Genomic DNA, 24,887 nt, shown 5'->3' on the forward strand with positions numbered 1-24,887 from the left:
TGCCAAGAGTAGAAAAAAGTAATTTATAAAATTTTACCTGTTGATATCTGAATCATTCCTTAAACATATCAATACCTTTAGGTTACAAAAAACATTAACCAATAATACCTAACGTGACAAGTTTTAACAGAGTGTGGCGCGATGAAACAAAAATATATAGAAGTAGGAAGGTTTATCGGTCACAACGCTTGGTTTTCTATGTCGATTTGGAGTCACTATTAGAGCACTGTAGAGTTCTTTCGCCTTACACTATCGGTGATCATCGTTTTAAAACAGTAAAGCAGTTCAACATCTAAATTTAAAGTCTAATTACGCCAAATGAATATATTGTCAGCCAAAAACATACAACTGTTATACTTTTATTCCCGACAATATATTCAAAAAATATGCTTGAGGTACAACCCACTAACCCTTTATTCGCGTCGATATGACGCACAACGCTGTTGCTTTAAGCGGTTTTGCGCTAAAATTAGTGTTCTAAACTGTATCTACTCGGAGTACTGTCAGGCATGAAGAAACTACTAATTTCACCGTCAGAGATGACATTAGGCGAACAAGAAAGTCAAATTTATCAAAATATTTTAAAGCAAGCCTCTGAGCTGAGCTTAAACCTAATGGCGGTAAAAGTAGAAAGCTATCCTGAAGACTTCCTAGCTTGGTGCTATGAATTGCTCAACGCAAGCCGTGATCGCATTAACTACGATCTACTTGAAAAGAGTCAGTTGCCAATATTAAAAAAACTTCATGTTCAGCTCATCTCTGCCATTAGTTTTCTGCAACTAAAAACATTGCGTGTGGCACCTTGGCCAGTTGTAAGTACTTTTGTAGAGCAACACAAAGAAGTACTAGCTCTTGATGAACAATTACGCTTAACAAGCTATATAAATAACCTTCGTGAGCAATCTTTAAAAGAAATGATCCCTGAGGATTTACTCGCATTTACCGGTAAGCACACCAATTCACTTGATCCAAGTAGTTATAATTTTGACGTAGAATGGTTTGCTTCTACCAAAAGCGCTAAAGGTTTTCATCAAATGTTGGCTGATTTACCAGCATTATTTGATGATGCACTTGCCCATATTCCGCTTGAAGGTGAAGTAACTGCTACTGATTACCAACAGTTTGTTGTAAGTTACTTATTAGCATTTAATGATAGTAATGAAAAACCAACACTTGCCCCTGCAACACGCCTTTTAGCCATGCGCCGACCAGATGTATTTACACCGATTAATAACTCTCGATTAGAAGCGCTATGCTCTGCATTAGGTATTACCAAGCTTAACAATCGCGACTTTGAACGCTATTGGAAAGACATTGTGCAAGCTATTCATAGCATGTCCTGGTTTAAAATGGCCAATGGCAGTAGTGAGCTAGAACAGCAACTAGTCGCTATAAAAGCATTATTACCATGCTTTTTTTATTATGCAGATAAAAATACCCCAAATAACTCTAACTATATAAAGTTATTAAGCAAACCTAAACGTAGCACCAGCACTGGCGCTAAAAAAGTGCGTAGAGGTAAAGAATCAGCTGAAATACTTGTCGACCGTGCTTTAGCGGATGATGATATTCCTGAGCATATTCGCGCTAAACGAGGCTCTATAATTAACGAAGTTGAAAAAGGCCGCGGCGTTGCTGAAACGATCAGCCTGATGCGCACCATATTTGGCTAAACTCGTTTAGAAAACATACAGCCCGTTGCAACCGAGTTGTGCATACGGGCTTTTTTACGCACCAACAAAGTGCGTAACTATCATTTGATATTTAAGTTTCCTTTCTAATAAAACACTCATACCTTTGTTTTTTAAGTGATTAAAATATAAATAATTACTTCCATTTAACTTGGCACAAGCAGTGCAAATATCCTAATAGACAACTAAAGATGAGATCCGCAATTAGCTAGACTGCAATCTAATTAATAATTGCGAGAAAAATCAGCATAACAAACAGGATACGAAACATGTTAAAACTAAAAACAGCCATTGCTATGAGCACACTTGTGCTTATGGGTACTACATCAACAGCAGCTTATGCTGAAGTAACAGCTAATGCTGCTGCCACATCTAATTATTTATGGCGTGGTCAAGAGCAAACAGGCGGGGAAGCCGCAGTTTCAGGCGGTATTGATTATGCCAGTGAGTCTGGATTTTATGCTGGTACTTGGGCTTCAAACGCAAGCTGGGCAGATGAAATGACCTACGAGCTTGATCTCTACGCTGGTTTTGGTGGTGATATTAATGAAAACATGAGCTACGACGTTGGTTACATCTATTACGCTTACCCTGACGCAGCTTCTGGCGCAGATGCTGATTTTTCAGAAGTTTACGGCAGCATCAGTATGGGTGGTTTCAGTTTTGGTGCGTCAGTACTTGCAACATCGGCTGCAAGTGGTGATGGTACAGATTTCGGTGACTCTTTATATTTAACTGCCGATTATGGCTTTGCTATAGGCAGTAATGGTACAGAAATGGCATTACATCTAGGTCACTATTCTGGCGACTTTATTGGTGATGAAGATATTATTGACTATGGTGTATCAATCTCTAAAGATGGATTCACTTTCGGTCTATCAGATACTGATATGGACGACTCAGATATCAAAGCTTATGTCGCGTACGCTGTAGACTTTAGCTTATAAAAAATGTGTTACTTGCTGCAACACTAAGGGCCGCAAGGCCCTTTCTCGATCTAAGAACCACCAACTCAAAAATACCAACCATGTTTATTAAGTCAGCGTGTAGCTTTTTAATTTATTATAAACTCGCAGCTTAAGGCACGCTATGCCCTGTTGAACCTTGCCAAATACGATACCACTGCTCGCGATTAAGCTTTAATTGCTTAGCCGCAACCGCTGATTCAACCCGTTTTATATTGCCTGTGCCGAGTACCACTGATGGGCTACTTGGATGCATTAATAACCACGCGTATACAACCTGATCAACCGAGCTTGCACCAATTTCACTGCCTACTTGCGCTAACACATGGCGTAAGCGAATGGCTTTTTCGTCTTTTTCATCAAATAACAAACCGCCCGCTAAAGGTGACCAGCACATTGGTTTAATATCCAGTAACTGGCATTGGTCGAGCGTACCGTCATCTAGTGCTTTCATTTCATAGGGTGAAAACTCAACTTGATTAGTTACCAGCTTAAAATCAAGGCGCGACTGTAATAAGTTTAATTGTGAAGGCGTAAAATTGGATACACCAAACTCAAGCACATCGCCGCTTTGCTTAAGTGTATTAAATGCTTCAGCCACTTCATCTGCATGCATTAGGTAATCTGGGCGATGAATAAGCAGCACATCTAAACGGTCAGTATTAAAATGCTTAAGAGATTGCTGAGTAGAAGCAATTATATGCTGGGCACTTGAGTCGTAATGATTTGCTTGGCCTGCTAAACCCAAACTTGGAAAGGCAGGTTTTATACCGCATTTGGTGATGATTTTTATCTCATCACGAATACTTGGCTTAAGCGCTAATACTTTTCCAAATTCACGTTCACAGCCATATTCACCATAAATGTCGGCATGATCGGTATGAGTAATACCGGCAGCAATAGCCTCTTCTAAAAATTGTAACGATTGCTGCGGCGTGGCTTGCCTATCAAGTAAACGCCAAAACCCCAATACTAGCTCGTCAATCACGGGGGGAGTGATGTTATTCATAATTCAACCTTAACTGTTTGTGATACATATTTAGCATGTTAATTGCCTCATCAATACTTGCAGCACGAGTCAAGCTAACACTCATACGTATTCCCCTACTTTAAAGGCGCTGTGATTGCTATAGCAGAAAAAGGGCATCTATTTGCCCATGCGACTTCCCTTCCACTATTAAAAACATTGACCGTATAAACTACAGCCTACCGGCTTAGCACTTTTTGAACGGAGGCAATTTATTGATTCATTTGAACAGCGAACTAATCCTAGGCTACAATTGTTCACAATTACATAGAAACTAATGACGTGATTTTAGCCTAAGTAGCAGCCGAGTAATATGACAGAGGCCAATAGTGTTGAATATAATTTTTTATTTTTTTATTTTATTTCCAGTGCATACCGCAACACTATCTGATGAACAGCAAGGCATTACTAAAATTGCTAGCTCTCTTGAGCAATGCCAGCAACAGCTAAAAAAAAGCCAAATACAAACTTATGCAAAACACTATGTACTGCCAAAGCAATTACATTTACTAAGTTGGAATATCTACAAAGCCCAAAACCAGGGTTTATATGAAGATTTAAATGAGCTAAACCAACAAGCAGATATTGTATTTTTACAAGAAGCCATTGAGACCGAAAAGTTAAAAAACCTCAAACCTTTTTGGCGATTTTCAAAAGGCTACAAAAGTGGCGACATGCAATCGGGAGTAATGACCTTAAGTCGTTGGCCAGCAACCGTACATTGCACCTTAACCGATATTGAGCCTTGGCTACGCAGCCCTAAAGCGACCAACATTGTGCAATACGCTTTACCAAATCAACAGCAATTGTTAAGCATTAACTTACACGGTATCAATTTTACCTTAGGGACTGACGATTTTAATCATCAATTGCAAAATACAGCAGCTATTATGAAAAATCATACAGGACCAATCATATTTGCAGGCGACCTCAATGCATGGAGCGATGACCGCCAAGCTTTAATAATAAAAACACTATCAAATTTAGGCTTAAGTGAAGCTATTTATTTAGACGATAAGCGCACTAAAACCTTCGGCTTAGCGCTTGACCAAGTTTGGGCACGTGACGTAACTATAGATACAACCCAAGTCAAAGAAGTTACTAGCTCTGATCACAACCCTATTTTAGCCACTTTAACGATTAATTAAGGGGGACTTGTGACTTTTTCAAATGCTGCACCTCATTGGTCTATTGCGGCTTGAATTTAAACAGTAAATCCATACGAAGATAAAAACAGAAAAGCCACATTGCTGTGGCTTGGTTCACTCTGTAGGAGAGGTGAAATTAGAGTTATAAATAAGGGTCTTTTCATCACCACTAATAAAGTTATAAATGGTGCACTTTGTTATTACCCTCTCAGGAGTTCATGTTTTTGTAATAGTGTTAGGCCGTGTGTTAGTTAGATTTAAATTAGCTTGGCCTTGATTAACTTGAGCAATTACTTGAGTGTTCATGATCTCTCCATCAACACTCATAATATATAATTAATATAGCTTAATAATTTGCGAAAACAATGAGGAAATAACAAACAAATTTAAAATAACCACTCTTACTTACTGTAAAGAAAATACTACTTATACCTACCCCAGTCACTTTGATGAAAATACAACCGTAGCAAATCACGCACTAAAGAAAAGTCACTCAGTAAAGTAGTGAGCTTTATTTGGCACTATTATCCGTGGCACAAAACCATTGATAAAGTGACGCAATGATCGACTCAACTTTTGGATCGGTCAAAAAATAATAAATAGTATGACCATCTCGGCGTGTTGCCACCATATTTGCTTTGCGTAGACTAGCTAAATGTTGTGACAGTGCCGATTGCGCTAATGGCACTCGTTCGTTTAGTTCACCTACGCTTAACTCACCTTGGAGTAAGCTACATAAAATCATTAGTCGGTTTTTATTTGCCATCAATTTTAGAAATTGTTCAGCTTGCTCAGCATTATTCGCTAATCGCTCAATATTCATAACTGTCCTAATAAAACGTTCTAAGCAAAGTATAGACTTTTACATTAGTTAAATCTAATATAAACAACATTAGAAAAAACTAATGTAATGTGTCAATGTGAAAGTTAATGACGGAATTCTTTTACTTGCAGGTAGTATGGTGACAATTTCGGTCATATTAAGCTACTTTGTAAATAGTCGGTTTATGTGGTTAACATTATTTATAGGAGTAAACCTGATCCAAACAGCGTTTACCAAATGGTGTCCACTTATAAATTTTTTACGCAAACGAGGGTTTACAGACTAATGCTTACTTCAATCCCAGATCTAATGAAAATAGTTACTCCAAACCAACGCCGTATTGATGCCGCACAAGCAAAACAAGAGCTTGAGCAAAACCAGGGCCTACTTATTGACGTGCGCGAGCCCGCAGAGCACGCAACCAAGGCTGCAACTGGCGCTATTAATATCCCACGTGGTTTACTCGAAATGAAGTTAATGGAAATTGAAAAAGATCCTGCTCGGGCAATTTACCTACACTGCGCCAGTGGGGCTCGTGCATCTCTAAGCGCCGAAGCTCTTACTCGTATTGGCTACAAAAATGTCACTGTTATTACATGTAATGCAGAAAAAATTTGCCAAGTATTTTAATTTTTCTCATCCAGTAGCGTAACTAGCATTTGTTCTATGTTTTTTACGCTATGAGTGAGAGCTCTCATAAGTTCTACTTGGCTCTGTGGTTCATCTGCTTTAGCTTTTGTTGGTTTTGTACCGACTAGGTTATCTCTTTAGGTTAGGATTACTTCGCGCAAATCACTGGCATTAATCACACCTAATAACGAGACTAATGCACCTTGGCCTGATTGCCCAAGTTTCAAAGCTTAATCTATATAGACCAAATAGCCGCGTTAAAGGCCCTTAACTTAATGCTATATCTGCTATCTTTTCAAGAGGAATTGACTTTTTTCTTTAAAAAAACACGCCACGTTTAACCACTAGCTTACGCTTAAGCAGTTCGGGCGATATTGCCGCTAATATTCCCCCTGCAATTAACCAATAAGACTTTACCTTGGCAGCAAAAGCAGCTCTTTTTAAGCTGTTGTCAGACATATTAATCCCTTATAAAGTAATAATCACCCGTACAGCAAGGACAATAAAAATAACCCCTAATAATTTTTCAAACCATGGATTTTGACGGGGAAAACCAAAGCGCTTTTTTGAGTAGTCAGTTAAGAATGCGACCAATAAATACCAACTCGTATCGATTAAAAATACAGTTAAGCACATGATCACACCCACCTTAAACGTCAGGTTTTCAGGGGTTATAAACTGTGAAAATAACGCTAAAAAGAATACCGCTAATTTTGGATTTAAAAACGCAATCGCAAAGCCATCTTGCAACGCATGCTTGGCACTACCACTTTGCTGAGCGACTTTTAGTTCATCCCCCCTTGGTTTTGCTAATAAGATTTTAATCCCTAAATAGGCTAAATACGCTGCACCTAAGTAGACCAACACTTGATAAACAGTAGGAAACTGCAACATTAGCCCACCCAAGCCAAGTAACGACGCAGCGGCATAAAACCCCACACCAATACCATGGCTAAGCGCTGCCAACATGCCGTTTTTCATACTCCCGTGAATGCTGTGTTTTAACACCACCGCAAGGCTTGGCCCTGGCGACATTGCCCCCATCATGCAAATAGCGGCTAAACTTAGCCAAAGTGAAAGTGTCATTTATATCGCTTCATTTTCAATAAGTAGCGCATAACCGTGTACTTGGCCAAAAAAAACAGTAATCGCCGCCATGCTTATTACTTTCCAGCCATCTTGGCTTAACTGATACACTTTTTCGTTAAGCGCTTCGGTATTAATTCAACCAAAAAAACGCGTCTTTTTCAATTCTATAATTTTTTGCATTACCTAACTCTTACAACTGATATTCAAAATCGTAAAAATGCTTACCGTCTTCAATGCGAATTGCCATCTTACCGCTTAATTCTGTAAGTTCGTTACTGCCAGAATCCGGCACTACGTTTAAAATTAATGAATCTTGGCCTTTATCCATAGTACCAAAATGCTGTAATACAAAGCTGCCTTGCCTACTTGCAAGTGTACCAACAACTTGCTCAATCGCCACATAACCCGCACTGCCTTGGATGCTTGTCATAGCGCTGAGCATTTCACCGGTGCTCGTTGCTTCAAGCTCACCTATAAAGGTTTTATCAAGCGACATCCGCCCTAAATTAATGCCATCTACGCCTTGAGCATACCCTTCGATTGGGTTGAGTTTAACGTTAAACTGACCGCTGACTTTATAAGTTGCTTTTGACATAACGGGTTAGTCCTTTATTAGTTATTAAGATTGGTTATTGAAATATTTTTATTTGCAGCCATATCTATACCCTATCCATAAAAAAGAATCCACCATGATCAAAGCAGACTCTCAAGCAAAAGAAAAAGCCGCCTTTAGTAGCTTAATACCTATATTTGAATTTATTAAGCCGTATAAATGGGTAGTGTTAGCAGCATTAGCAGCGCTATTGCTAACCGCGGGAGTTAATTTATCCCTTGGTCAGGGCGTAAAATTTGTGATTGATAATGGCTTTATTGCAGGTTCGCAAGAACAACTCAAACAAGCTGTTTTGGTACTAATTGGATTAATCAGTTTATTAGCGGTTGGTACATTTAGCCGTTTTTATTTAATGTCATGGATTGGTGAGCGAGTCAGTAACGATATACGCAAAGCCGTATTCAATCGCATCGTAACTTTGCACCCAAGCTATTTTGAAGAAAACCGCAGTGGTGAGTTAATGTCACGCTTAACCACCGACACCACCTTGCTACAATCCATTATTGGTTCGTCATTTTCAATGGCACTACGCAGCGCGCTCATGCTGATTGGCGGCCTAGCCATGTTGTTATTCACAAATTTAAAACTCACCTTAGTGGTGGTTGCCTGTGTGCCGCTAGTACTGGTACCAATGATGGTATTTGGTAAGCGGGTACGCAAGCTTGCTGGATCTAGCCAAGATGCAATTGCTGATATAAGCACCTACGCAGGCGAAATCATTCAAAATATTAAAGTAGTACAAAGTTATAGCCATGAGCAGCGCGAGCAGCATGCCTTCGCACTCGAAACCGAAAAAGCTTTTAGTGTTGCCAAAAGCCGCATTAAACAGCGCTCATTTTTAATTGCCGCAGTGATATTCCTAACTTTTAGCGCCATTAGTGTGATGCTCTGGATTGGTGGCAGTGATGTACTAGCAGGCACAATGACCGGCGGTGAGCTAGGCGCATTTGTGTTTTACGCCATTATGGTCGCCATGTCAGTGGCAACCGTCGCTGAAGTATATGGGGAGCTACAACGTGCAGCAGGAGCAGCAGCTCGCTTACTTGAGTTATTAGCCGTAAAAAGTGAAATTGTTAATCCCACGGAGCCCCTCGATGAGCAGCTCGAAGCCAATAGTAATTTAGCGGCGATTGAACTGAACAATATTACCTTTAATTATCCATCTCGTCCCGATGTCAGTGCGCTTAATAATATCTCACTTACCATTGAACAAGGTAAAACAGTGGCTATTGTTGGCCCATCTGGCGCGGGGAAAACAACTCTATTTGAATTACTTCAACGCTTTTACGATCCGGCTAATGGTGTGATTAAATTTCATGGTATCAATATCAAGGAGCTGTCTCTCAATAAACTCAGAGACAGTATGGGCATGGTGGCACAAAACCCGATTTTATTTAGCTCAGATGTAATGCACAATATACGTTACGGCAACCCAGATGCCTGTGACGAGCAAGTTTATGCGGCAGCTAAACACGCCCATGCAGATGAATTTATAAAACAATTACCAAACGGCTATAAAAGCTTTTTAGGCGAACAAGGCGTGCGGTTATCTGGCGGACAAAAGCAACGCATTGTACTTGCACGGGCAATATTAAAAGACCCAGAAATACTATTACTCGATGAAGCAACCAGTGCTTTAGATGCACAAAGCGAGCATCACGTACAAGCGGCTCTTGATCACTTAATGCAGCATCGCACGACCTTAATTATTGCCCACCGCCTAGCCACGGTAAAACACGCTGATTTAATTGTCGTAATGGAAAATGGCAAGGTAATCGCAACCGGCACTCATCAACAATTACTGACAAGCAATCCTCTTTATCAAACGTTGTGTGAATTACAGTTTAACCGTGATTGAAAGCGGTAATAAATCTCAATAAAATTATAGTAAATAATAAATTGAGATCACTCTACCTCTAGACTATTAACCTTCGGTATTTGGTACTATTTGAATTTCTACACGACGGTTTTGCGCACGGCCATTGGCAGTATCGTTACTGGCAACCGGTTGACTTTCACCATAACCTTGGGTGCTAATACGATTATTAAGAATTTGCTGGTTAACCAAATAATCCTTTACACTCTGCGCACGCTGCTCAGATAACGTCATATTGTAGCTTTCTTTACCGCTGCTATCAGTATGACCACTAATGCTTAAGTAGGTTTTTTCATACTTGTTCATCACTTTAGCTATGGCATTTAAGGTGTCATGAAAACCAGATGTAATATAAGATTGATCCGTTGCAAAGGTAATATTTGATGGCATAACTAAACGTAAATTATCGCCTTCACGCACAACTTCAACACCTGAGCCTGCAAGTTCATCACGAAATGCAGCTTCTTGTTTATCCATGTAGTCGCCAACGGCTGCGCCTGCTAGCGCACCAATAGCAGCACCGATAAAGATACGCTTATCATCATGGTCACCTGTCGCTTTACCTAATACTGCACCTGTCGCAGCACCAATGCCCGCCCCCATTCCTGTATTATTGGTTTCACAACCGGTTAAAAATACAGCAACAACACTGGCTGCTAAAATAGATTTTGTTAATGTCATGGTCACTCTTGTTCACTCATTTTTCAATAACGGGCAGTATGCAAAGGAATATATGAACAAACGATGAAGGCTCATTTAAAAACTCACTGACTGGCAGCCACTTGTATGACGTAACAAGGCGAGTAAGTTCAAGCACTTTCATCAACCAATGTATTGGTTATTGTAAGCCATGAGTCAGCTATGTTTTGGTGAATTTATTATCATACTCAAGCTGCCGTGAATAATGTTGCTATAACGACAAACCACTTTTAGCTGTTGAGCAGGCCTATTTTTTGAGCTGCATAATTCGGCGATTTCTTCTACGCCAATAACGAAACCAGCACGCTTTTTAAACAACGCCTCAAAGACATTTACTTCAGTGAGAGCTTCAACTTTATCTAAGCGAGTACCGTAGCCAAAATAACAAAGATGTATAGTACCGCTTATTACTGCAATTTATTAATAAGCCTTAATACTTACATGAGGATATGCTGTTACTCGTTCGAGCATAAAATACAAATGATGAAGATAAAACTATAAAAATGTCATAAAAAGAATGCGCTTATTTGTCATAATATAGAAATATAAAAAGATGGAATAAACAGGGTATGTTGCTAGCTATATTCAAACAATTTTTTTTACTTGGCTGCATCAGTTTTGGTGGACCTGCGGCTCACTTAGGGTATTTTAAACGACACTTTGTAGATAACTTACAATGGTTAAGCACCAGCCGTTATGCGCAATTAATCAGCTTAAGTCAAGCTATGCCGGGACCCGGTTCTAGCCAAGTCAGCTTTGCTATTGGCGTTGAGCGCAGTGGCGTACTTGGTGGTTTTGCTGCCTTTTTAGGGTTTACCACCCCCTCACTACTGATCATGCTACTATTAGCCGTAAGCGCTAGTCAGTTTGATGATGTTTACTATGCGGTTATCTCTGGCTTGAAGTTATTTGCCGTGGTCGTTGTGGCCGATGCAATCCTAAGTATGGCCAAGAGTTTTTGTACAAGTTATATGCTTAAAGCAATAACACTAATCAGTACACTAATACTTATTTTATTTCCTGCGATGGCTACGCAAATTATTGTTTTAATATCAGCCGCTGCTTTTGGTGCTCTTTTCCCGCTACTCAATATCAATTCTAATATCAATAATGAACTCCCTGCAAAGCCAGCTAAAAAGCAGGCAATAAGCTGGCTACCTTTAGGGATTTTCGCTCTACTACTAATAGTGAGTTTTATCAGTTTTGGTAACGACATAGATCTATTTACAGCATTTTATCAAACCGGTGCCATGGTATTTGGCGGCGGTCATGTAGTGTTACCAATACTCCAAGCCAGTGTGCCAAGCCTTGCTACTGAACAGTTTTTAAGTGCCTATGCTAGTGCCCAAGCTGTGCCAGGGCCAATGTTTACAATCGCGACCTATTTAGGTGCCCAGCTTTACCCTGAGCAAGTTGTTGTAGGTGCACTAATCGCTACAGCAGCGATATTTTTACCCGGTTTGTTATTAATGTTGGCGTTTCAAAAAAGTTGGTTAGCGCTTGCTAATAGACCACACTTTGCAAGTAGTATAGCCGCATTAAATGCAGTTGTAGTCGGTTTTTTAGCGGCCGCGCTGTATTCGCCAATTTGGAGTTCGGCGATTAGCTCAGTGTGGCATATTGCTATTGTAGTCGGCGTATTTGCATGGCTAAGACTAGCTAAGCCACCTATTTGGTGGCTATTAATTGGCTTTATTTTTGTGGGGCTGCTTCAGAGCTATTTACCACTGTAATACTCGATTTAACTAGAGGTGTTATTAGTTGGATTAACAATTTGACCAGTAACACTTTGAAACGCATAAAGCTCAAAAATAGGTAGTACAGCAAGTAGGTGATCCATTATTTCAGCTTGTAAATGTTCATACGAGATCCAACGTTTATCTTCACTAAAGCAGTAAAACTCGATGGGTAAACCATGGTTTAATGGCTGCAGCTCACGAACCATTAAAGTCAGCGAAGTATTGATTTTTTTATGCTGCTTTAAATAACCTTCGGCGTAACGACGAAATAAACCTAAATTTGAAACCGGCTCAGGTAAACTAGAAACACGAATATATTCATGCAGTGGTATCCCATCATCAATACGTTTACGAAAATCCGCATCCACTAACTTAATACTATTCATATCAATGCTCAGTGAGCGCTTAATGCGACGACCGCCAGACTCTTGCATACCGCGCCAATTTTTAAATGACCCTGCTACAAGCATATAAGTAGGGATAGTCGTAATAGTATTATCCCAGTTACGTACTTTTACCGTGTTTAAGCCTAAATCAATTACTTCACCATCAGCACCATAACTATCAACTTGAATCCAATCGCCGTAAGTAACTAAACGGTTTGCTGCGATTTGAATACTCGCTACAAAGCCTAAAATAGTGTCTTTAAATACCAACAAGGTAACCGCTGCAATGGCACCAAACCCCGAAAGAATATAGGTCGGCGACTTTTCAAGTAGAATACTAATAATTAAAATTGCACAAATTATAAAGGTGATAAGTTTTACAACTTGGATCAAGCCTTGAATAGGTACTTCTCGGGCAAACTCTAATTGGTTGTAAACCTCTCCAGCAATACTAACAATACTACTTAAGATAAACCCAGCATAAATAATTAATACAATATGTCCGGTGGTTTTAAGTACTTCTGCAGAGAGCTCATTAACAGGATAAATGCTGTCAAAAGTAGCGAGATAAATAACACAGCATATCATTCCAGCAATACGTCGGTTTAACTTGGTTAATATTGGTGCTAATAAACCGATACGCTCAGGTGATATTTTAGTGACCATCTTTTGAATACCCGGCAACATTAATTGGCGAATAAACATATAAATAATAAGTAAAGACAAAACACCAATTGCGGTGACCGTTAGCGCACTAAATAGCTCAGCCTTAGGCATTTTATCAAACCAAGGAAAAACCAGTTCTTGTAAGTGGGTGTGCTTCATGGTGTTGTTATTCCCCTTTCAATCATGTACTTAATTGGCCTCGATGTGAGCCACTAATTGGCTGCCTTTTATTGCCAGCTTGGATACTCAAGGTTGCTGCTTTAACTTACTAAGCTGCTGTTCTTTTTCTTGCCATAGACGGTTTATTTCAGCCTGAAAACGCACTCTAAACTCATTGTCATTAGAGTAGTCCCCGGTCAACTCGGGGCTAACAGGCATTACCTCAACATGTACGTTGATACGCTTAACGCGACCACTGGAAAAATCAATAAAGGTCGGAATACCGTCAGGATATTGAATAGTAACATTAACAACCTTAGAAATTTGATCGCCCATTGCTTGCATAACAAAGGCAATGCCACCTGCTTTTGGTTTTAATAAATCAGTAAACGGACTGTTTTGACGTTGGTGCTTTGCAGGCGTAAAGCGCGTACCTTCAACAAAGTTAACAATACTGACCGGCATTTCTTTAAACTTTTCACAGGCTTTGCGAGTGGTTTCTAGGTCTTTACCGCGTAACTTAGGATTCTTTTTTAACTGGCTTTTACTAGTTCGAGTCATAAATGGAAAATCAAGAGCCCACCATGCAAGGCCTAATATAGGCACGTACACTAGCTCTTTTTTCAAAAAGAAGTTTAAAAAGGGAATACGGCGATTAAACACCCGCTGCAACACTAAAATATCAACCCAGCTTTGGTGATTGGCAATCACCAAATACCAGTCTTTTAATTTAGTATTCTCAAGACCTGTGACATTTAATTGATAAGGAGTGAGTAATTTTTGATTAATTGAATTACACGACACCCAAATGCTGGCGCACTTTTTGGCAATTAAGCTCATTAACTTTTGTAATGGCTTAATTGGAATTAACTTAATCAACCCACAAATAAAAATCGGCACAAACCACACAATAGTATTTATGGTGTACAGTAAGGCACTAATAATACAACGAAAAAATGACATTACGACTCAATTCCTTTCATAAACCATACTGCAACAAACACAGTCTCTTCAATCTTCAAAATAGGTATACCCTGCTAGACCTGCATTTAGTTCATCTATATATTGTGCTTTTACTGGCTCACTAACGGCAAGTTGATTTACTGTTTTCGCGAAATTATCAGCCAAAATTTCGCTATCATAGCCAACAAACTTTAATACATCCTTAACACTATCACCTTTTATGGCATTGTTAAGCTGATAACCTTGCTCAGTTAGCTCAACATGTACCGAGTCGGTATCACCAAATAGATTATGTAAGTCACCAAGAATTTCTTGATAAGCACCCACCATAAACATCGCAATATGGTACTGCTGACCTTGTTTATACTCTGGAATGGGTAAACTTGTTTCGATACCTGAACCTTCAACATACTCACGAATTTGGCCGTCTGAATCGCAGGTTATATCTTGAATGATCGCGCGCTGTGTTAGTGGTTTATCGAGATTCTCGATAGGCATAACCGGAAACAATTGCTGAATGCCCCAAACATCGGGCAATGATTGGAACAATGAGAAATTAACAAACAGCTTATCAGCCAGCTTTTCATTTAAATCATCAAGCACCTCTCGGTGAGCACGCGCATTAGCACTAAGCGAAGCCCGCACGCGGTGTAAAATAGTAAAATACAACTGCTCAACTTTAGCCCATTCCAACATACTCACTAAACCATGAACGTATTGGTCATGTGCTTCACTAAATAAATGCATAGCATCGTGGTAAATTTCAAGAGCCATACGCGGTGTTAAACGTTGCAAGCATTGCCACATTTCTTCAAGCACTAAAATACTGCCTGCTTGAGGGGCGGTTGGACTTAGATGGTTAGGAGCTTGCTCAACATCAATCACATCGGTAATAAGCACAGCATGATGCGCGGTAAGTGCTCTGCCAGATTCAGTGATAATAGCGGGGTGTGGTAAATCATGCTGCTCGCACACCTCTGCAAAGGCATTTACAACATTACGAGCGTATTCATCGACCGTGTAATTCATTGAGCAGGCGCTACGCGAACCTGAGCCTTCGTAATCGACTCCTAAACCGCCACCTACATCAACAGTATTAAGTGGCACACCAAGCTGGGCAAGCTCTGCAAAGTGGCGCGAGCATTCACGTAAAGCGCGGTGAATATCGCGAATATTGGCAATTTGCGAACCAATATGAAAATGCACCATTTGCATTAAGTGCAGCTTATTGTGCTTTTTAAGTAGCTCAACCGCACTAAGCACTTGGCCTGCAGTTAAACCAAATTTACCTTTTTCACCGCCAGTGTTTTGCCACTTACCTTTGCCAATAGAGTTTAAGCGAATACGAATGCCAATGGCAGGTTCAATACCTAGGTCGTCAATTTCATTAAGTAAGGTAGTTAGCTCTGACAGCTTTTCAACCACCACTTTTACTTTATGGCCCATGGCTTGTCCAATACACGCTAAGCGTAAAAACTCACTGTCTTTATAGCCATTACAAACAACGGTGATGGGCTCTTTAGCAACGCCTAAAATAGCCATTAACTCAGGTTTTGAGCCGGCTTCAAGTCCAACAAGGCCACTTGGATGGGCTAATAATTTGCTAACGACAGAACGTTGCTGATTTACTTTTATTGGATAAACACAGGTATATTGCCCTTGGTATTCACGTGCTGTGCGGGCTTTGCTAAACGCACTGGTTAAGGTATCTACACGGTTTTTTAAAATGTCAGTAAAGCGTACCAGTACCGGTAAAGTCAGGCCTTGCTTTTTGAATTGCTCGGTCAATTCACTTAATGAAATAGCTGCTTTATTTTGATCCCCGTCAGGATACGCAACGAGTTCACCTTGTGCGTTAATATCAAAATAACCATCGCTCCAATGAGCAACATTATAAGTTTCCCGTGCTGTGTCTAAACCCCAAGTCATGGCAACTCTTCTTTCGTTAGCAAATTCATCTATAAGATGCGCATTTTAATACGTCATTAACCGCTACGCTAACAAAAATTGATATTTTCCCCAAAGCATCGGTAAAATATTCGCTATACTGATAAAATTTCATTGAGCAAATCGTCAAGCACTGGCAGAATTGCCTCCTTTTTCGCCCATAACTCAATAAGTGTAACTAGCGACATGGCAAAATTAGATCAAAGTAAGTGGTTTACAGAAATCAGTGAACGTGACGGTACTGCGTTTTCATTACGAATCAATAAAAAGTTAGATGAAAAGCAATCGTCTTTTCAAAAAGTCGAAATGTATGAAACAACTGACTTCGGTAACCTGATGGTCATCGACGGTTGTACCATGGTCAGCAGCCGCGAAAACTTTTTTTACCATGAAATGATCAGTCACCCAGCGTTACTTGCTCATCCAAATCCTAAAAATGTAGTGATTATTGGCGGCGGTGATTGCGGCACTTTACGTGAAGTACTAAAACACCCAGATATTGAGTCAGTAACACAAATCGATATTGACGAAGTCGTCACACAAATGTCACTTAAATACTTTCCAGAGCTGTGCGAGTCAAACCAAAACCCGCGTGCCACTGTTATATTTGACGATGGCATAAAGTACATGCGCGAACTGCCAAGTGAATCTATCGACATTGTTATCGTTGATGGCACCGACCCCGTTGGTCCTGGTGAAGGCTTATTTAATCATGCTTTTTACACCAGCTGTCTAAACGCGCTACGCCCAGGTGGTATTATGGTGCAGCAAAGCGAATCACCATTAACTCATATGCCTCTACTTGTTGAAATGCGTGATGCGATGAGCGAAGTAGGTTTTGTTGATTTACAAACACTGCCGTTCCCACAGCCAATTTATCCAAGCGGTTTATGGTCTGTTACTCTTGCCCGTAAAGATGAAATGTTTGCAGGTTTTAGAGAAGACGATGCAGCCAAAGTTGCCGAGCACAGTGAATATTACAATGCGGGTATTCACCATGGCGCACTTGCCACACCTAACTATATGAAACGCGGTTTTACGAAAAAATAAGCCCTGTTAGGCTAATGGCTTTAACTCAAAGCCATTAGTAACCTTCCCTCAACTGCCACCCACAGCTTTAACCTCTTGAATACGTATGCAAGCACCTCGTATTAATCGCCCGCTCACCTTATGCTTAACAAACTTCTGTTATCAAGGAATAATTATGCGATTTTCAGCGCTCTTGCTGGTTGCTTTTTCAACCACTAGTTTTGCCCAAACAGCAACCGTTAGTTCTCCCGACGGTAAAATACAAATTACGGTCTCTGATCAGAAAAGTAGCCCAACCTACGCTATTAGCTTTAATAATAAAGACGTGATCACACCTTCAAAGCTCGGCTTTGAGTTCAAACAACAAGCAGCATTTGATGAAGGCTTTAAAATTAAATCGCAGCAAAAAAATAGTGTTGATACATCATGGCAGCAGCCTTGGGGCGAGCGCCAAACAATTAGCGACAAACACAACGAGTTAGCTGTTACATTTACAAAACCAGCTCCACAAGGTGGTAGTTACACGGTACGTTTCCGTGCTTTTGATAGTGGCGTAGGCTTTCGTTATGAAGTGCCAACTCAAGCCGGCTTTGAAAACTCTGACAGCACTGAAATCACCAAAGAGCTAACCGAATTCGCTATTAATGGCGCAGATAAAGCCAATGCTTGGTGGATCCCTGCTCGAGGCTGGAACCGCTATGAATATGTATACAACAGCACCCCATTACAAGATGCGGCGCTCGTGCATACTCCGCTCACCCTTAAAAATGCCGATAACGTTCATATTAGTATTCACGAAGCCGCACTCGTTGATTATGCAGGTATGGTGCTTAACCAGCGCCGCCCGGGTACTTTTCAAGCTGATTTAACCCCTTGGTCAGATGGCATTGCCGTTAAAAAGCACGGCGCGTTTAATACCCCATGGCGGACTGTTCAAATTGGCGAAAAAGCCGTAGATTTAATTAACTCAGACATCATTTTAAATCTTAATGAACCTAATAAGTTAGGTGATGTTTCGTGGGTAAAACCAGGTAAGTACGTTGGTATTTGGTGGGGTATGCACATAAAAGAAAACACCTGGGGCAGCGGTGAAAAACACGGCGCAACCACTAAAGAAACCAAACGTTACATGGATTTTGCTGCCAAATATGGCTTTGACGGCGTACTGGTTGAAGGTTGGAATAACGGCTGGGATGGCGACTGGTTTTTTAATGGTGATGTATTTAGCTTTACCAAACCTTATGATGACTTTGATATTAAAGAACTAGCTCGCTACGGAAAGGAAAAAGGCGTGGAGTTAATTGGCCACCACGAAACCTCAGGCAACGTAAGTAATTATCGCAAGCAAATGGAAGATGCCTACGCATTGTATGAAAAATCAAACGTCAGCCAAGTTAAAACCGGTTATGTTGCTGATGGTGGCAATATCAAACGTATTGATGAAAACGGCATAGCCCGCCATGAATGGCACGACGGACAATTTATGGTTAATGAGTACTTACACAGCGTAAAGCTTGCCGCTAAGCACAAAATCAGTATTAATACACATGAACCAATTAAAGACACGGGCCTGCGCCGTACTTATCCAAATTGGATAGCCCGTGAAGGTGCGCGAGGCCAAGAGTTTAATGCTTGGGGCACACCACCAAACCCGCCAGAGCATATTCCAATGCTAACCTTTACGCGCATGTTAGCCGGACCAATGGACTTTACGCCGGGTATTTTTGACATGGGCTTTAATGGTTTAGGCGCTGATACTAATCGCCCACAAACTACCCTAGCTAAACAACTGGCTTTATACGTGGTTATGTATAGCCCGATTCAAATGGCGGCCGATTTACCGCGTAACTATTTAGCCAAACCTGATGCTTTTCAATTCATTCAAGATGTACCAACCGATTGGCAGCAAAGTATTGCCCTTGATGGTGAAGTGGCTGATTTTATTGTATTCGCCCGAAAAGAGCGCAAGCGCGACAACTATTCTGGTAATGACTGGTATTTAGGTGCTGTAACCGATGAACAAGCACGTACTATTGAAGTAAGTTTAGACTTTTTAGATAAAGGTAAAAAGTTCGAAGCGCAAATTTACCGCGATGGTGACAAGGCAGAGTGGAAAAATAACCCATACGATTTAAAAATCGAAAAGCGCACCGTCACTGCCAATGACAAGTTAACTCTAAAGCTTGCCACCAGCGGTGGAACGGCTATTAGGTTTAAAGCACTTTAGCGTAATAATGTAAAAGCGCGATTAAAATCGCGCTTTTGTTCTCAGTGCTATATACAATTTATAGTGACAACCGCGCACCGAAATATAAGTTAAGCGCTACGCTTTTTATTAATTTTAGTATATTGCTTAACTAACCTGAGATCTGTTTAAGCGATAACTAATGCATTGAGCTCTACGTCAGTTAAATTAAGGTGTGGCTTATTTTCTTTTAAGCAATAAGCCACCAATCCAGCCACTAAATTCAACATAAAACCGTTCATACTCCGATGTCTCGAATGTTCAATGAAGGATATGTTCTTGAGTTGGTCATTAATTGTCTCGATTATAAAGCGCTTTGAAAGCATCGCTCTATCCCATAGTGACATCGCTTTTGCCTTCATATTTTTGCGAACAGTCGTAATAAGCTTTACACCTTTATCAAGTAAGTCCGTTTCTAAAGCTTTACTTAAATATCCTTTGTCACCATACAGTTTATCTGTCAGGCAGCTCGCTAATTCACGCACTGGCTGCGTATCATGCACATTACCTGTTGTCACTTTTGCAGCAACAATCTCACCATGATGATTAACAATTAAATGCAGTTTGAAGCCATAAAACCAACCCATCGTTCCTTTGCCTCGCTGGGCTATTCCATCAAAGGTTTTATGCCTAGGAATACGAATATTATGGCACACCTTGATACATGTAGAGTCAATGAATTCAACACCTGTGGGTTTACCTTTAAGTGAAGTAAAATAGGCACACATCGGCACAAGTACCCTCGGCATAACGGCTAAAAATCGCGTGTAACTGAGCAAGTTAGGAAATTCACTTTTGTACATAAGTGAAACATAGCCAAGATAGTAATTTTTAAAATCACGGTGATGCGACATATGGAAACTAATGACAATAGTCATAATTTCACTGGTCGTCATACGTCCTGCTCGCTGACGTTTTTGGGTACCATCTTCGAGTAATTGTTTTTCCCATTGAGGTATAAATACTTTGCAAAAATCATCGACATCGCAAAACAATTCAACTAATTTAATCATGCCTGTTCCTTGTCTATCCAATCGTTCTTGGTCGAAAGATCGGATCTCGGAACAGGCATTTAGTTCAATTTCTTAAACGAGATTCAGGTTAACTAAGTAAGACCATATATAAAGCCCCCAAAGAAACCTCCTATTGGGAACATAATAAGCGATAGTAATATTGCATCAGATTACTCAACCTAAACTCAAATCACTTATTTCAAAGGGAGAAAAACTTGTGCACTCAGCCCGCCTTCGGGACGGTTAACCAACTTAACCTTACCGCCATGTATATCTACAATACGTTTAATAATGGCAAGGCCTAAACCGCTACCTTCACTGCCGCGGGCAGCGTCGCCTTGTTTAAATGGTTCAAATACGCTTTCAAGCTCACTTTCAGGAATACCAGGACCGGAGTCTTTTACTGTAACTATAGCGTATTTTTTATCATTACTGAGCGTAGTTGAAACCGCTATATCTCCATCTGAATAACGAATGGCATTTTCAAGCATATTAGTAAATACACGCTTCATCGCCACCAGGCTAAGTGGGATATTGGGGATAGCTGGGTCTTCACTAAAAGTAATTGTACGTTGATGTTTTTGTTCAGAATGTACTACTTCTGCAACTAACGCATTTAAATCTTCTAGAGCAAGCTCTTCACGTTTATGGTGGCGCAAGTATTCAATAAACTGATCGATAATGGCATTCATATCTTCAATATCGTAAATGATTCCTTCACGTAAGTAGTCTTCTTCATCGGCCATCATTTCGGTAGCTAAACGAATACGGGTAAGCGGTGTGCGTAAATCGTGCGATACCCCAGCCATTAGCAACCTACGATCGTTTTCAAGTGCTGCTATACCACGAGACATTTGATTAAACGCGCGGGTTACTTCGATCACTTCAGTTGAACCACGCTCTTCTAACTTGGTCGCAAAGTCTCCAACCCCCACTTTAACAGCCGCGTGCTGTAACTCTTTTAACGGCCGATTTAAATGCCTAGCAAATAGCCACCCCCCTAATACACTTAAAAAGCCGATACTAGAGAGGTAAAAAGTCAAAAACTCGACATTATTTTCTTTAAAACCAGTCAATGGCACGCGCACCCAATAACCAGGAGCTTGTGGTGCTTCAATCCAATAAACCAGTGGATCAGTTTGGCTGATACGCACTCGCGCAGAACCGTTAAGCTGTTCTGACATACTGCGTGACAACATTGAATATTCGCGTGCTTGCCCTAACCCTTCGCGCATTGCTTGACGCTGATTCATGATACTTATGCCGGTAATTTCAAAAAGCTTACTCGACACTTTATCGCTAACTTCTTCGCCATCCTCCCAATCAATAAATACGGTTTTTATTTGTTTAGCGAGGATCAGATTAACTTGTTCAATAGTCGGTTTAACAACATACAGGCTTACAGTGATATACGATACAACTTGGTTTATCAGCAGCAATGCTGCAACCAAAAACACCGTTTGCCCAAATGCACTTTTAGGAAATATACTCATGTAGGCTATTTTTTACCATCAGGAACAAATACATACCCTAAACCCCACACGGTTTGAATATAACGGGGATTGGCTGCATCCGCTTCAATCATGCGCCTAAGTCTTGAGACTTGCACATCAATACTGCGTTCCATCGCACTGTAATCGCGGCCTCTAGCTAAATTCATTAACTTATCACGGCTAAGCGGTTCTCGCGGATGAGTAACTAACGACTTTAATACCGCAAATTCGCCACTGGTCAGCGACATCGTTGTATCGCCTTGGCTCATTTCACGGGTAGCTAAATTGAGTAAAAACTCACCAAAAGTAATGTGATTTTCTTCTGCGGCAGGAGCACCTGGTACTTCTTTTGCGCGTCGACGTAAAATGGCTTTAATGCGCGCAAGTAGCTCACGAGGGTTAAACGGCTTTGGAATATAATCATCAGCACCAAGCTCAAGCCCAATAATACGGTCGGCCTCATCGCCTTTTGCGGTGAGCATAACAATCGGAATTTCATTTTCTTTTTGTCTTAAACGCCGACAAATAGAAAGGCCGTCTTCGCCGGGTAGCATCAAATCTAATACTATTAAATGAAAATTCTCACGTTCAATAAGGCGGTCCATTTGCTCTGAATTGGCTGCAGTGCGTACTATAAACCCTTGCTCTACCAAGTAACGCTCTAATAAACTGCGTAAGCGCATATCATCATCAACGACTAACACTTTTGTGGTTTCATGTCCCATGACTATTTCTTATTGTTGTAAGCTATAGCCATTAATATAAATGAAAAACCGCATAATAAAAAACAAATTACCCAGCTAGATTGTTACGGAACATTTCAGCGTGGCCGCTTTGACAAAACGTAGCTTTTTTTATACCTTGCTTGGCCACACGTAAATTCAAGACAAGCATTGTGAAAACTAATTTAATTACCCGCGAAGGCTACACACAACTCCAACAAGAACACGACCATTTATGGAACGTTAAACGCCCCGAAGTGACTAAAATAGTAAGCTGGGCGGCAAGCCTTGGCGACCGCTCAGAAAATGCCGACTACCAGTACAATAAACGTTTGTTAAGACAAATAGACCGCCGCGTACGTTATTTACGTAAACGCATCCCAGACTTAAAAATTATAGAGTATTCTCCGCAGCAGGCTGGCATGGTATTTTTTGGCGCATGGGTTGAAGTAGAAAATGAGCAAAGCGAAATACTTACCTTTCGTATTGTTGGCCCTGATGAAATATACGACCGTAAAGATTACATTTCAATAGACTCGCCGATGGCGCGAGCACTTTTAAAAAAACAAGTTGATGATGAGTTTGAAGTTCCCACTCCGCAGGGGAAAAAAGAATGGTATGTTAATAAAATCACTTACCCTATCGAAAAATAAACTTGGAATATTCAGAAGAAGTTAATTAATGGTTGTGTAATATGCCAATGTGATCTATAAGTAAAGGTACTCAAATAAAAAATGTCAGTCTATTTGAGATTATAAAGGTAGTAATTATGTCAAACGCAATGCAGCGCATATTTAGTAATATGATGTTATTTGCACTTTTATTAAGTGTAGGCATTACTGCGTTTGCAGATACCAATGGCAATCACAACCAGCAAGTTATCCCAACTGCTCACTATGTTGCTTGTGAAATTCCTGATCAAGCTAACCTTGACGTTGACCTAGACAATCATGTTGACGTTGATATATTACAAGTCGCCCAACCTCTAGCGCTTGTAACACCTTATTACGATTTCATTGTTCCTAGTAATCAACCTTTTAGCCAAGCGTACCAGCGTGGACCACCAAATAATTTAGTTTAATTTTCGCTCTAAGAAACTTAATTTAAATTAACTAATCAAACTGGTGAACACTATGGCTAACTTTAAAGAACTTCGTACCCAAAATATATCTAAAGGCATTTTATCTCATACTTATAGCGATAATAAGCCGTTTATCGATTTAACGTCTCCGGCGTTAGAAATGATTAATAACTTTACTCAACAAGATCCGCTACGCGCACATTATGAAACTTCAATAGTTGAAGCGTTAAAAAAAATAACCAATCAACACACCGACTTTATTTTAGTGGTTGATGATAACAAAAAGCTACTGGGTGTAGTTTCAAGCGCTGACTTACAAAGCTCTAAGACCATGATTTTAGCGCAACGCTTAAATGTAGCACGTAATGATGTGAGCTTACGTCATGTAATGACACCGCTAAGCAATTTAACCGGAGTGAGCATGCAAAGTTTAAGTTATGCCTGTATCGGTGATGCTCTACAAACAATGGAACATCGTGGCGTTATGTTTTTACTCGTTACTGCTTCTAACAATGAAATTTGTGGCCTTCTATCAGCTCGCGAGATTTCTAAAAAGTTACAAGTACCATTACATATTAGCCCTATTGCAAACACATTTAGTGAAGTGATGGAGCAAATTGACCACCCGCATTAATATTGTAATTTATTCCAAATGTTTCGAACACAAAAGGCCTTAAAGCAACCGCTTTAAGGCCTTTTTATTTAGGGTATTTAATCGCAGCGCGAGGTTCATAACCAAGGAGCCTAAATAAAAACCAAAAAGCAAATGCAGCTGCAAAATTAATCTCCAAAGATCAATAGCCCCTTTGCTTGGCTGTGATATTATTCAAGCAAATCATTACATCAAAACAACTGTGTTTTGATCTTAAAATTGTTTAATAAG

At 40.2% G+C, this 24,887-nt stretch carries 23 protein-coding genes and 1 pseudogene; 12 read left to right on the plus strand and 12 right to left on the minus strand.

The genetic code is table 11. The features are described 5' to 3' along the window. Positions 1–509 precede the first annotated feature (509 nt). Entirely contained in the window at positions 510–1,673 is a 1,164-nt protein-coding gene (locus tag ACT3S9_RS14650) for a hypothetical protein (RefSeq protein WP_441834342.1), read from the plus strand. A 287-nt stretch (positions 1,674–1,960) separates the two neighbouring features. Continuing rightward, positions 1,961–2,638: a TorF family putative porin gene (locus tag ACT3S9_RS14655; protein ID WP_441834343.1), complete on the plus strand. Its 678-nt coding sequence runs from the start codon at positions 1,961–1,963 to the stop codon at positions 2,636–2,638. Positions 2,639–2,768: 130 nt separating this feature from the next. On the opposite strand, the gene ACT3S9_RS14660 is transcribed toward ACT3S9_RS14655, so the two are convergent. Then, a complete protein-coding gene (locus ACT3S9_RS14660) occupies positions 2,769–3,665 on the minus strand; it encodes an aldo/keto reductase (protein ID WP_441834344.1) in 897 nt (298 codons plus the stop codon). A 347-nt stretch (positions 3,666–4,012) separates the two neighbouring features. On the opposite strand from ACT3S9_RS14660, the gene ACT3S9_RS14665 reads away from it, so the two are divergent. After that, the gene (locus tag ACT3S9_RS14665; protein WP_441834345.1) at positions 4,013–4,831 is read left to right on the plus strand and encodes an endonuclease/exonuclease/phosphatase family protein; all 819 of its coding nucleotides are present in this window, start codon (positions 4,013–4,015) and stop codon (positions 4,829–4,831) included. Between the two features lie 511 nt (positions 4,832–5,342). Here ACT3S9_RS14665 and ACT3S9_RS14670 read toward each other — a convergent pair. Further along, the gene (locus ACT3S9_RS14670) at positions 5,343–5,654 is read right to left on the minus strand and encodes an ArsR/SmtB family transcription factor (RefSeq protein ID WP_441834346.1); all 312 of its coding nucleotides are present in this window, start codon (positions 5,652–5,654) and stop codon (positions 5,343–5,345) included. Between the two features lie 97 nt (positions 5,655–5,751). Between ACT3S9_RS14670 and ACT3S9_RS14675 the strand changes: the two genes are divergently transcribed. After that, positions 5,752–5,940, plus strand: coding sequence for a YgaP family membrane protein (locus ACT3S9_RS14675; protein WP_441834347.1), 189 nt, complete (start codon positions 5,752–5,754; stop codon positions 5,938–5,940). Next, positions 5,940–6,284 carry a rhodanese-like domain-containing protein gene (locus ACT3S9_RS14680; RefSeq protein ID WP_441834348.1) on the plus strand — a complete coding sequence of 115 codons (345 nt, stop codon included), beginning with the start codon at positions 5,940–5,942 and terminating at the stop codon, positions 6,282–6,284. Before ACT3S9_RS14675 ends, ACT3S9_RS14680 begins: the two co-directional genes overlap by 1 nt. On the opposite strand, the pseudogene ACT3S9_RS14685 reads toward ACT3S9_RS14680, so the two are convergent. The 3 genes and pseudogenes from ACT3S9_RS14685 to ACT3S9_RS14695 form a co-directional block, all read right to left on the minus strand. After that, positions 6,281–6,743: pseudogene (locus ACT3S9_RS14685) on the minus strand (PH domain-containing protein). The gene ACT3S9_RS14680 and the pseudogene ACT3S9_RS14685 sit on opposite strands and share 4 nt — an antisense overlap. 9 nt (positions 6,744–6,752) lie before the next feature. Continuing rightward, positions 6,753–7,370 carry a LysE family translocator gene (locus tag ACT3S9_RS14690; protein ID WP_441834349.1) on the minus strand — a complete coding sequence of 206 codons (618 nt, stop codon included), beginning with the start codon at positions 7,368–7,370 and terminating at the stop codon, positions 6,753–6,755. 193 nt (positions 7,371–7,563) lie between these two features. After that, positions 7,564–7,968 carry a DUF3224 domain-containing protein gene (locus ACT3S9_RS14695; RefSeq protein ID WP_441834350.1) on the minus strand — a complete coding sequence of 135 codons (405 nt, stop codon included), beginning with the start codon at positions 7,966–7,968 and terminating at the stop codon, positions 7,564–7,566. A 94-nt stretch (positions 7,969–8,062) separates the two neighbouring features. Between ACT3S9_RS14695 and ACT3S9_RS14700 the strand changes: the two genes are divergently transcribed. Next, on the plus strand, positions 8,063–9,844 hold the full coding sequence (locus tag ACT3S9_RS14700; RefSeq protein ID WP_441834351.1) for an ABC transporter transmembrane domain-containing protein: 1,782 nt from the start codon (positions 8,063–8,065) through the stop codon (positions 9,842–9,844). A gap of 66 nt (positions 9,845–9,910) precedes the next feature. On the opposite strand, the gene ACT3S9_RS14705 is transcribed toward ACT3S9_RS14700, so the two are convergent. Further along, positions 9,911–10,543, minus strand: a complete 633-nt coding sequence (locus ACT3S9_RS14705; protein ID WP_441834352.1) for an OmpA family protein — start codon at positions 10,541–10,543, stop codon at positions 9,911–9,913. A 587-nt stretch (positions 10,544–11,130) separates the two neighbouring features. On the opposite strand from ACT3S9_RS14705, the gene chrA reads away from it, so the two are divergent. Further along, complete coding sequence (chrA, locus tag ACT3S9_RS14710; protein WP_441834353.1) at positions 11,131–12,294, plus strand: chromate efflux transporter; 1,164 nt, start codon at positions 11,131–11,133, stop codon at positions 12,292–12,294. Positions 12,295–12,302: 8 nt separating this feature from the next. On the opposite strand, the gene ACT3S9_RS14715 is transcribed toward chrA, so the two are convergent. The 3 genes from ACT3S9_RS14715 to speA form a co-directional block, all read right to left on the minus strand. Beyond that, positions 12,303–13,511 carry a mechanosensitive ion channel family protein gene (locus ACT3S9_RS14715; protein WP_441834354.1) on the minus strand — a complete coding sequence of 403 codons (1,209 nt, stop codon included), beginning with the start codon at positions 13,509–13,511 and terminating at the stop codon, positions 12,303–12,305. Between the two features lie 87 nt (positions 13,512–13,598). Beyond that, positions 13,599–14,474, minus strand: coding sequence for an acyltransferase (locus tag ACT3S9_RS14720; RefSeq protein ID WP_441834355.1), 876 nt, complete (start codon positions 14,472–14,474; stop codon positions 13,599–13,601). Between the two features lie 48 nt (positions 14,475–14,522). Beyond that, entirely contained in the window at positions 14,523–16,403 is a 1,881-nt protein-coding gene (speA, locus tag ACT3S9_RS14725; RefSeq protein ID WP_441834356.1) for a biosynthetic arginine decarboxylase, read from the minus strand. A gap of 204 nt (positions 16,404–16,607) precedes the next feature. Between speA and speE the strand changes: the two genes are divergently transcribed. Beyond that, a complete protein-coding gene (gene speE / locus ACT3S9_RS14730; protein ID WP_441834357.1) occupies positions 16,608–17,471 on the plus strand; it encodes a polyamine aminopropyltransferase in 864 nt (287 codons plus the stop codon). Positions 17,472–17,625: 154 nt separating this feature from the next. After that, positions 17,626–19,677, plus strand: a complete 2,052-nt coding sequence (locus ACT3S9_RS14735) for a glycoside hydrolase family 97 protein (RefSeq protein WP_441834358.1) — start codon at positions 17,626–17,628, stop codon at positions 19,675–19,677. A gap of 146 nt (positions 19,678–19,823) precedes the next feature. Here the strand turns inward: ACT3S9_RS14735 and ACT3S9_RS14740 are convergent, their stop codons facing one another. The 3 genes from ACT3S9_RS14740 to ompR all read right to left on the minus strand — a co-directional run bounded on the left by ACT3S9_RS14740 (position 19,824) and on the right by ompR (position 22,926). After that, entirely contained in the window at positions 19,824–20,708 is an 885-nt protein-coding gene (locus tag ACT3S9_RS14740) for an IS982 family transposase (RefSeq protein ID WP_193039152.1), read from the minus strand. A 194-nt stretch (positions 20,709–20,902) separates the two neighbouring features. After that, positions 20,903–22,201 (minus strand): two-component system sensor histidine kinase EnvZ, encoded by a 1,299-nt coding sequence (gene envZ / locus ACT3S9_RS14745; RefSeq protein ID WP_444751009.1) that lies wholly within the window; start codon positions 22,199–22,201, stop codon positions 20,903–20,905. Positions 22,202–22,206: 5 nt separating this feature from the next. Then, positions 22,207–22,926 carry an osmolarity response regulator transcription factor OmpR gene (gene ompR / locus ACT3S9_RS14750; RefSeq protein ID WP_444751010.1) on the minus strand — a complete coding sequence of 240 codons (720 nt, stop codon included), beginning with the start codon at positions 22,924–22,926 and terminating at the stop codon, positions 22,207–22,209. 170 nt (positions 22,927–23,096) lie between these two features. On the opposite strand from ompR, the gene greB reads away from it, so the two are divergent. The 3 genes from greB to ACT3S9_RS14765 all read left to right on the plus strand — a co-directional run bounded on the left by greB (position 23,097) and on the right by ACT3S9_RS14765 (position 24,638). Further along, entirely contained in the window at positions 23,097–23,576 is a 480-nt protein-coding gene (greB, locus tag ACT3S9_RS14755; protein WP_444751011.1) for a transcription elongation factor GreB, read from the plus strand. A 116-nt stretch (positions 23,577–23,692) separates the two neighbouring features. Continuing rightward, the gene (locus ACT3S9_RS14760; protein WP_441992990.1) at positions 23,693–24,004 is read left to right on the plus strand and encodes a hypothetical protein; all 312 of its coding nucleotides are present in this window, start codon (positions 23,693–23,695) and stop codon (positions 24,002–24,004) included. 52 nt (positions 24,005–24,056) lie between these two features. Continuing rightward, positions 24,057–24,638, plus strand: coding sequence for a CBS domain-containing protein (locus tag ACT3S9_RS14765; RefSeq protein ID WP_444751012.1), 582 nt, complete (start codon positions 24,057–24,059; stop codon positions 24,636–24,638). Positions 24,639–24,887: the final 249 nt, after the last annotated feature.

Source organism: Pseudoalteromonas sp. AOP31-A2-14 (assembly GCF_052378035.1).
GTDB lineage: Bacteria > Pseudomonadota > Gammaproteobacteria > Enterobacterales > Alteromonadaceae > Pseudoalteromonas.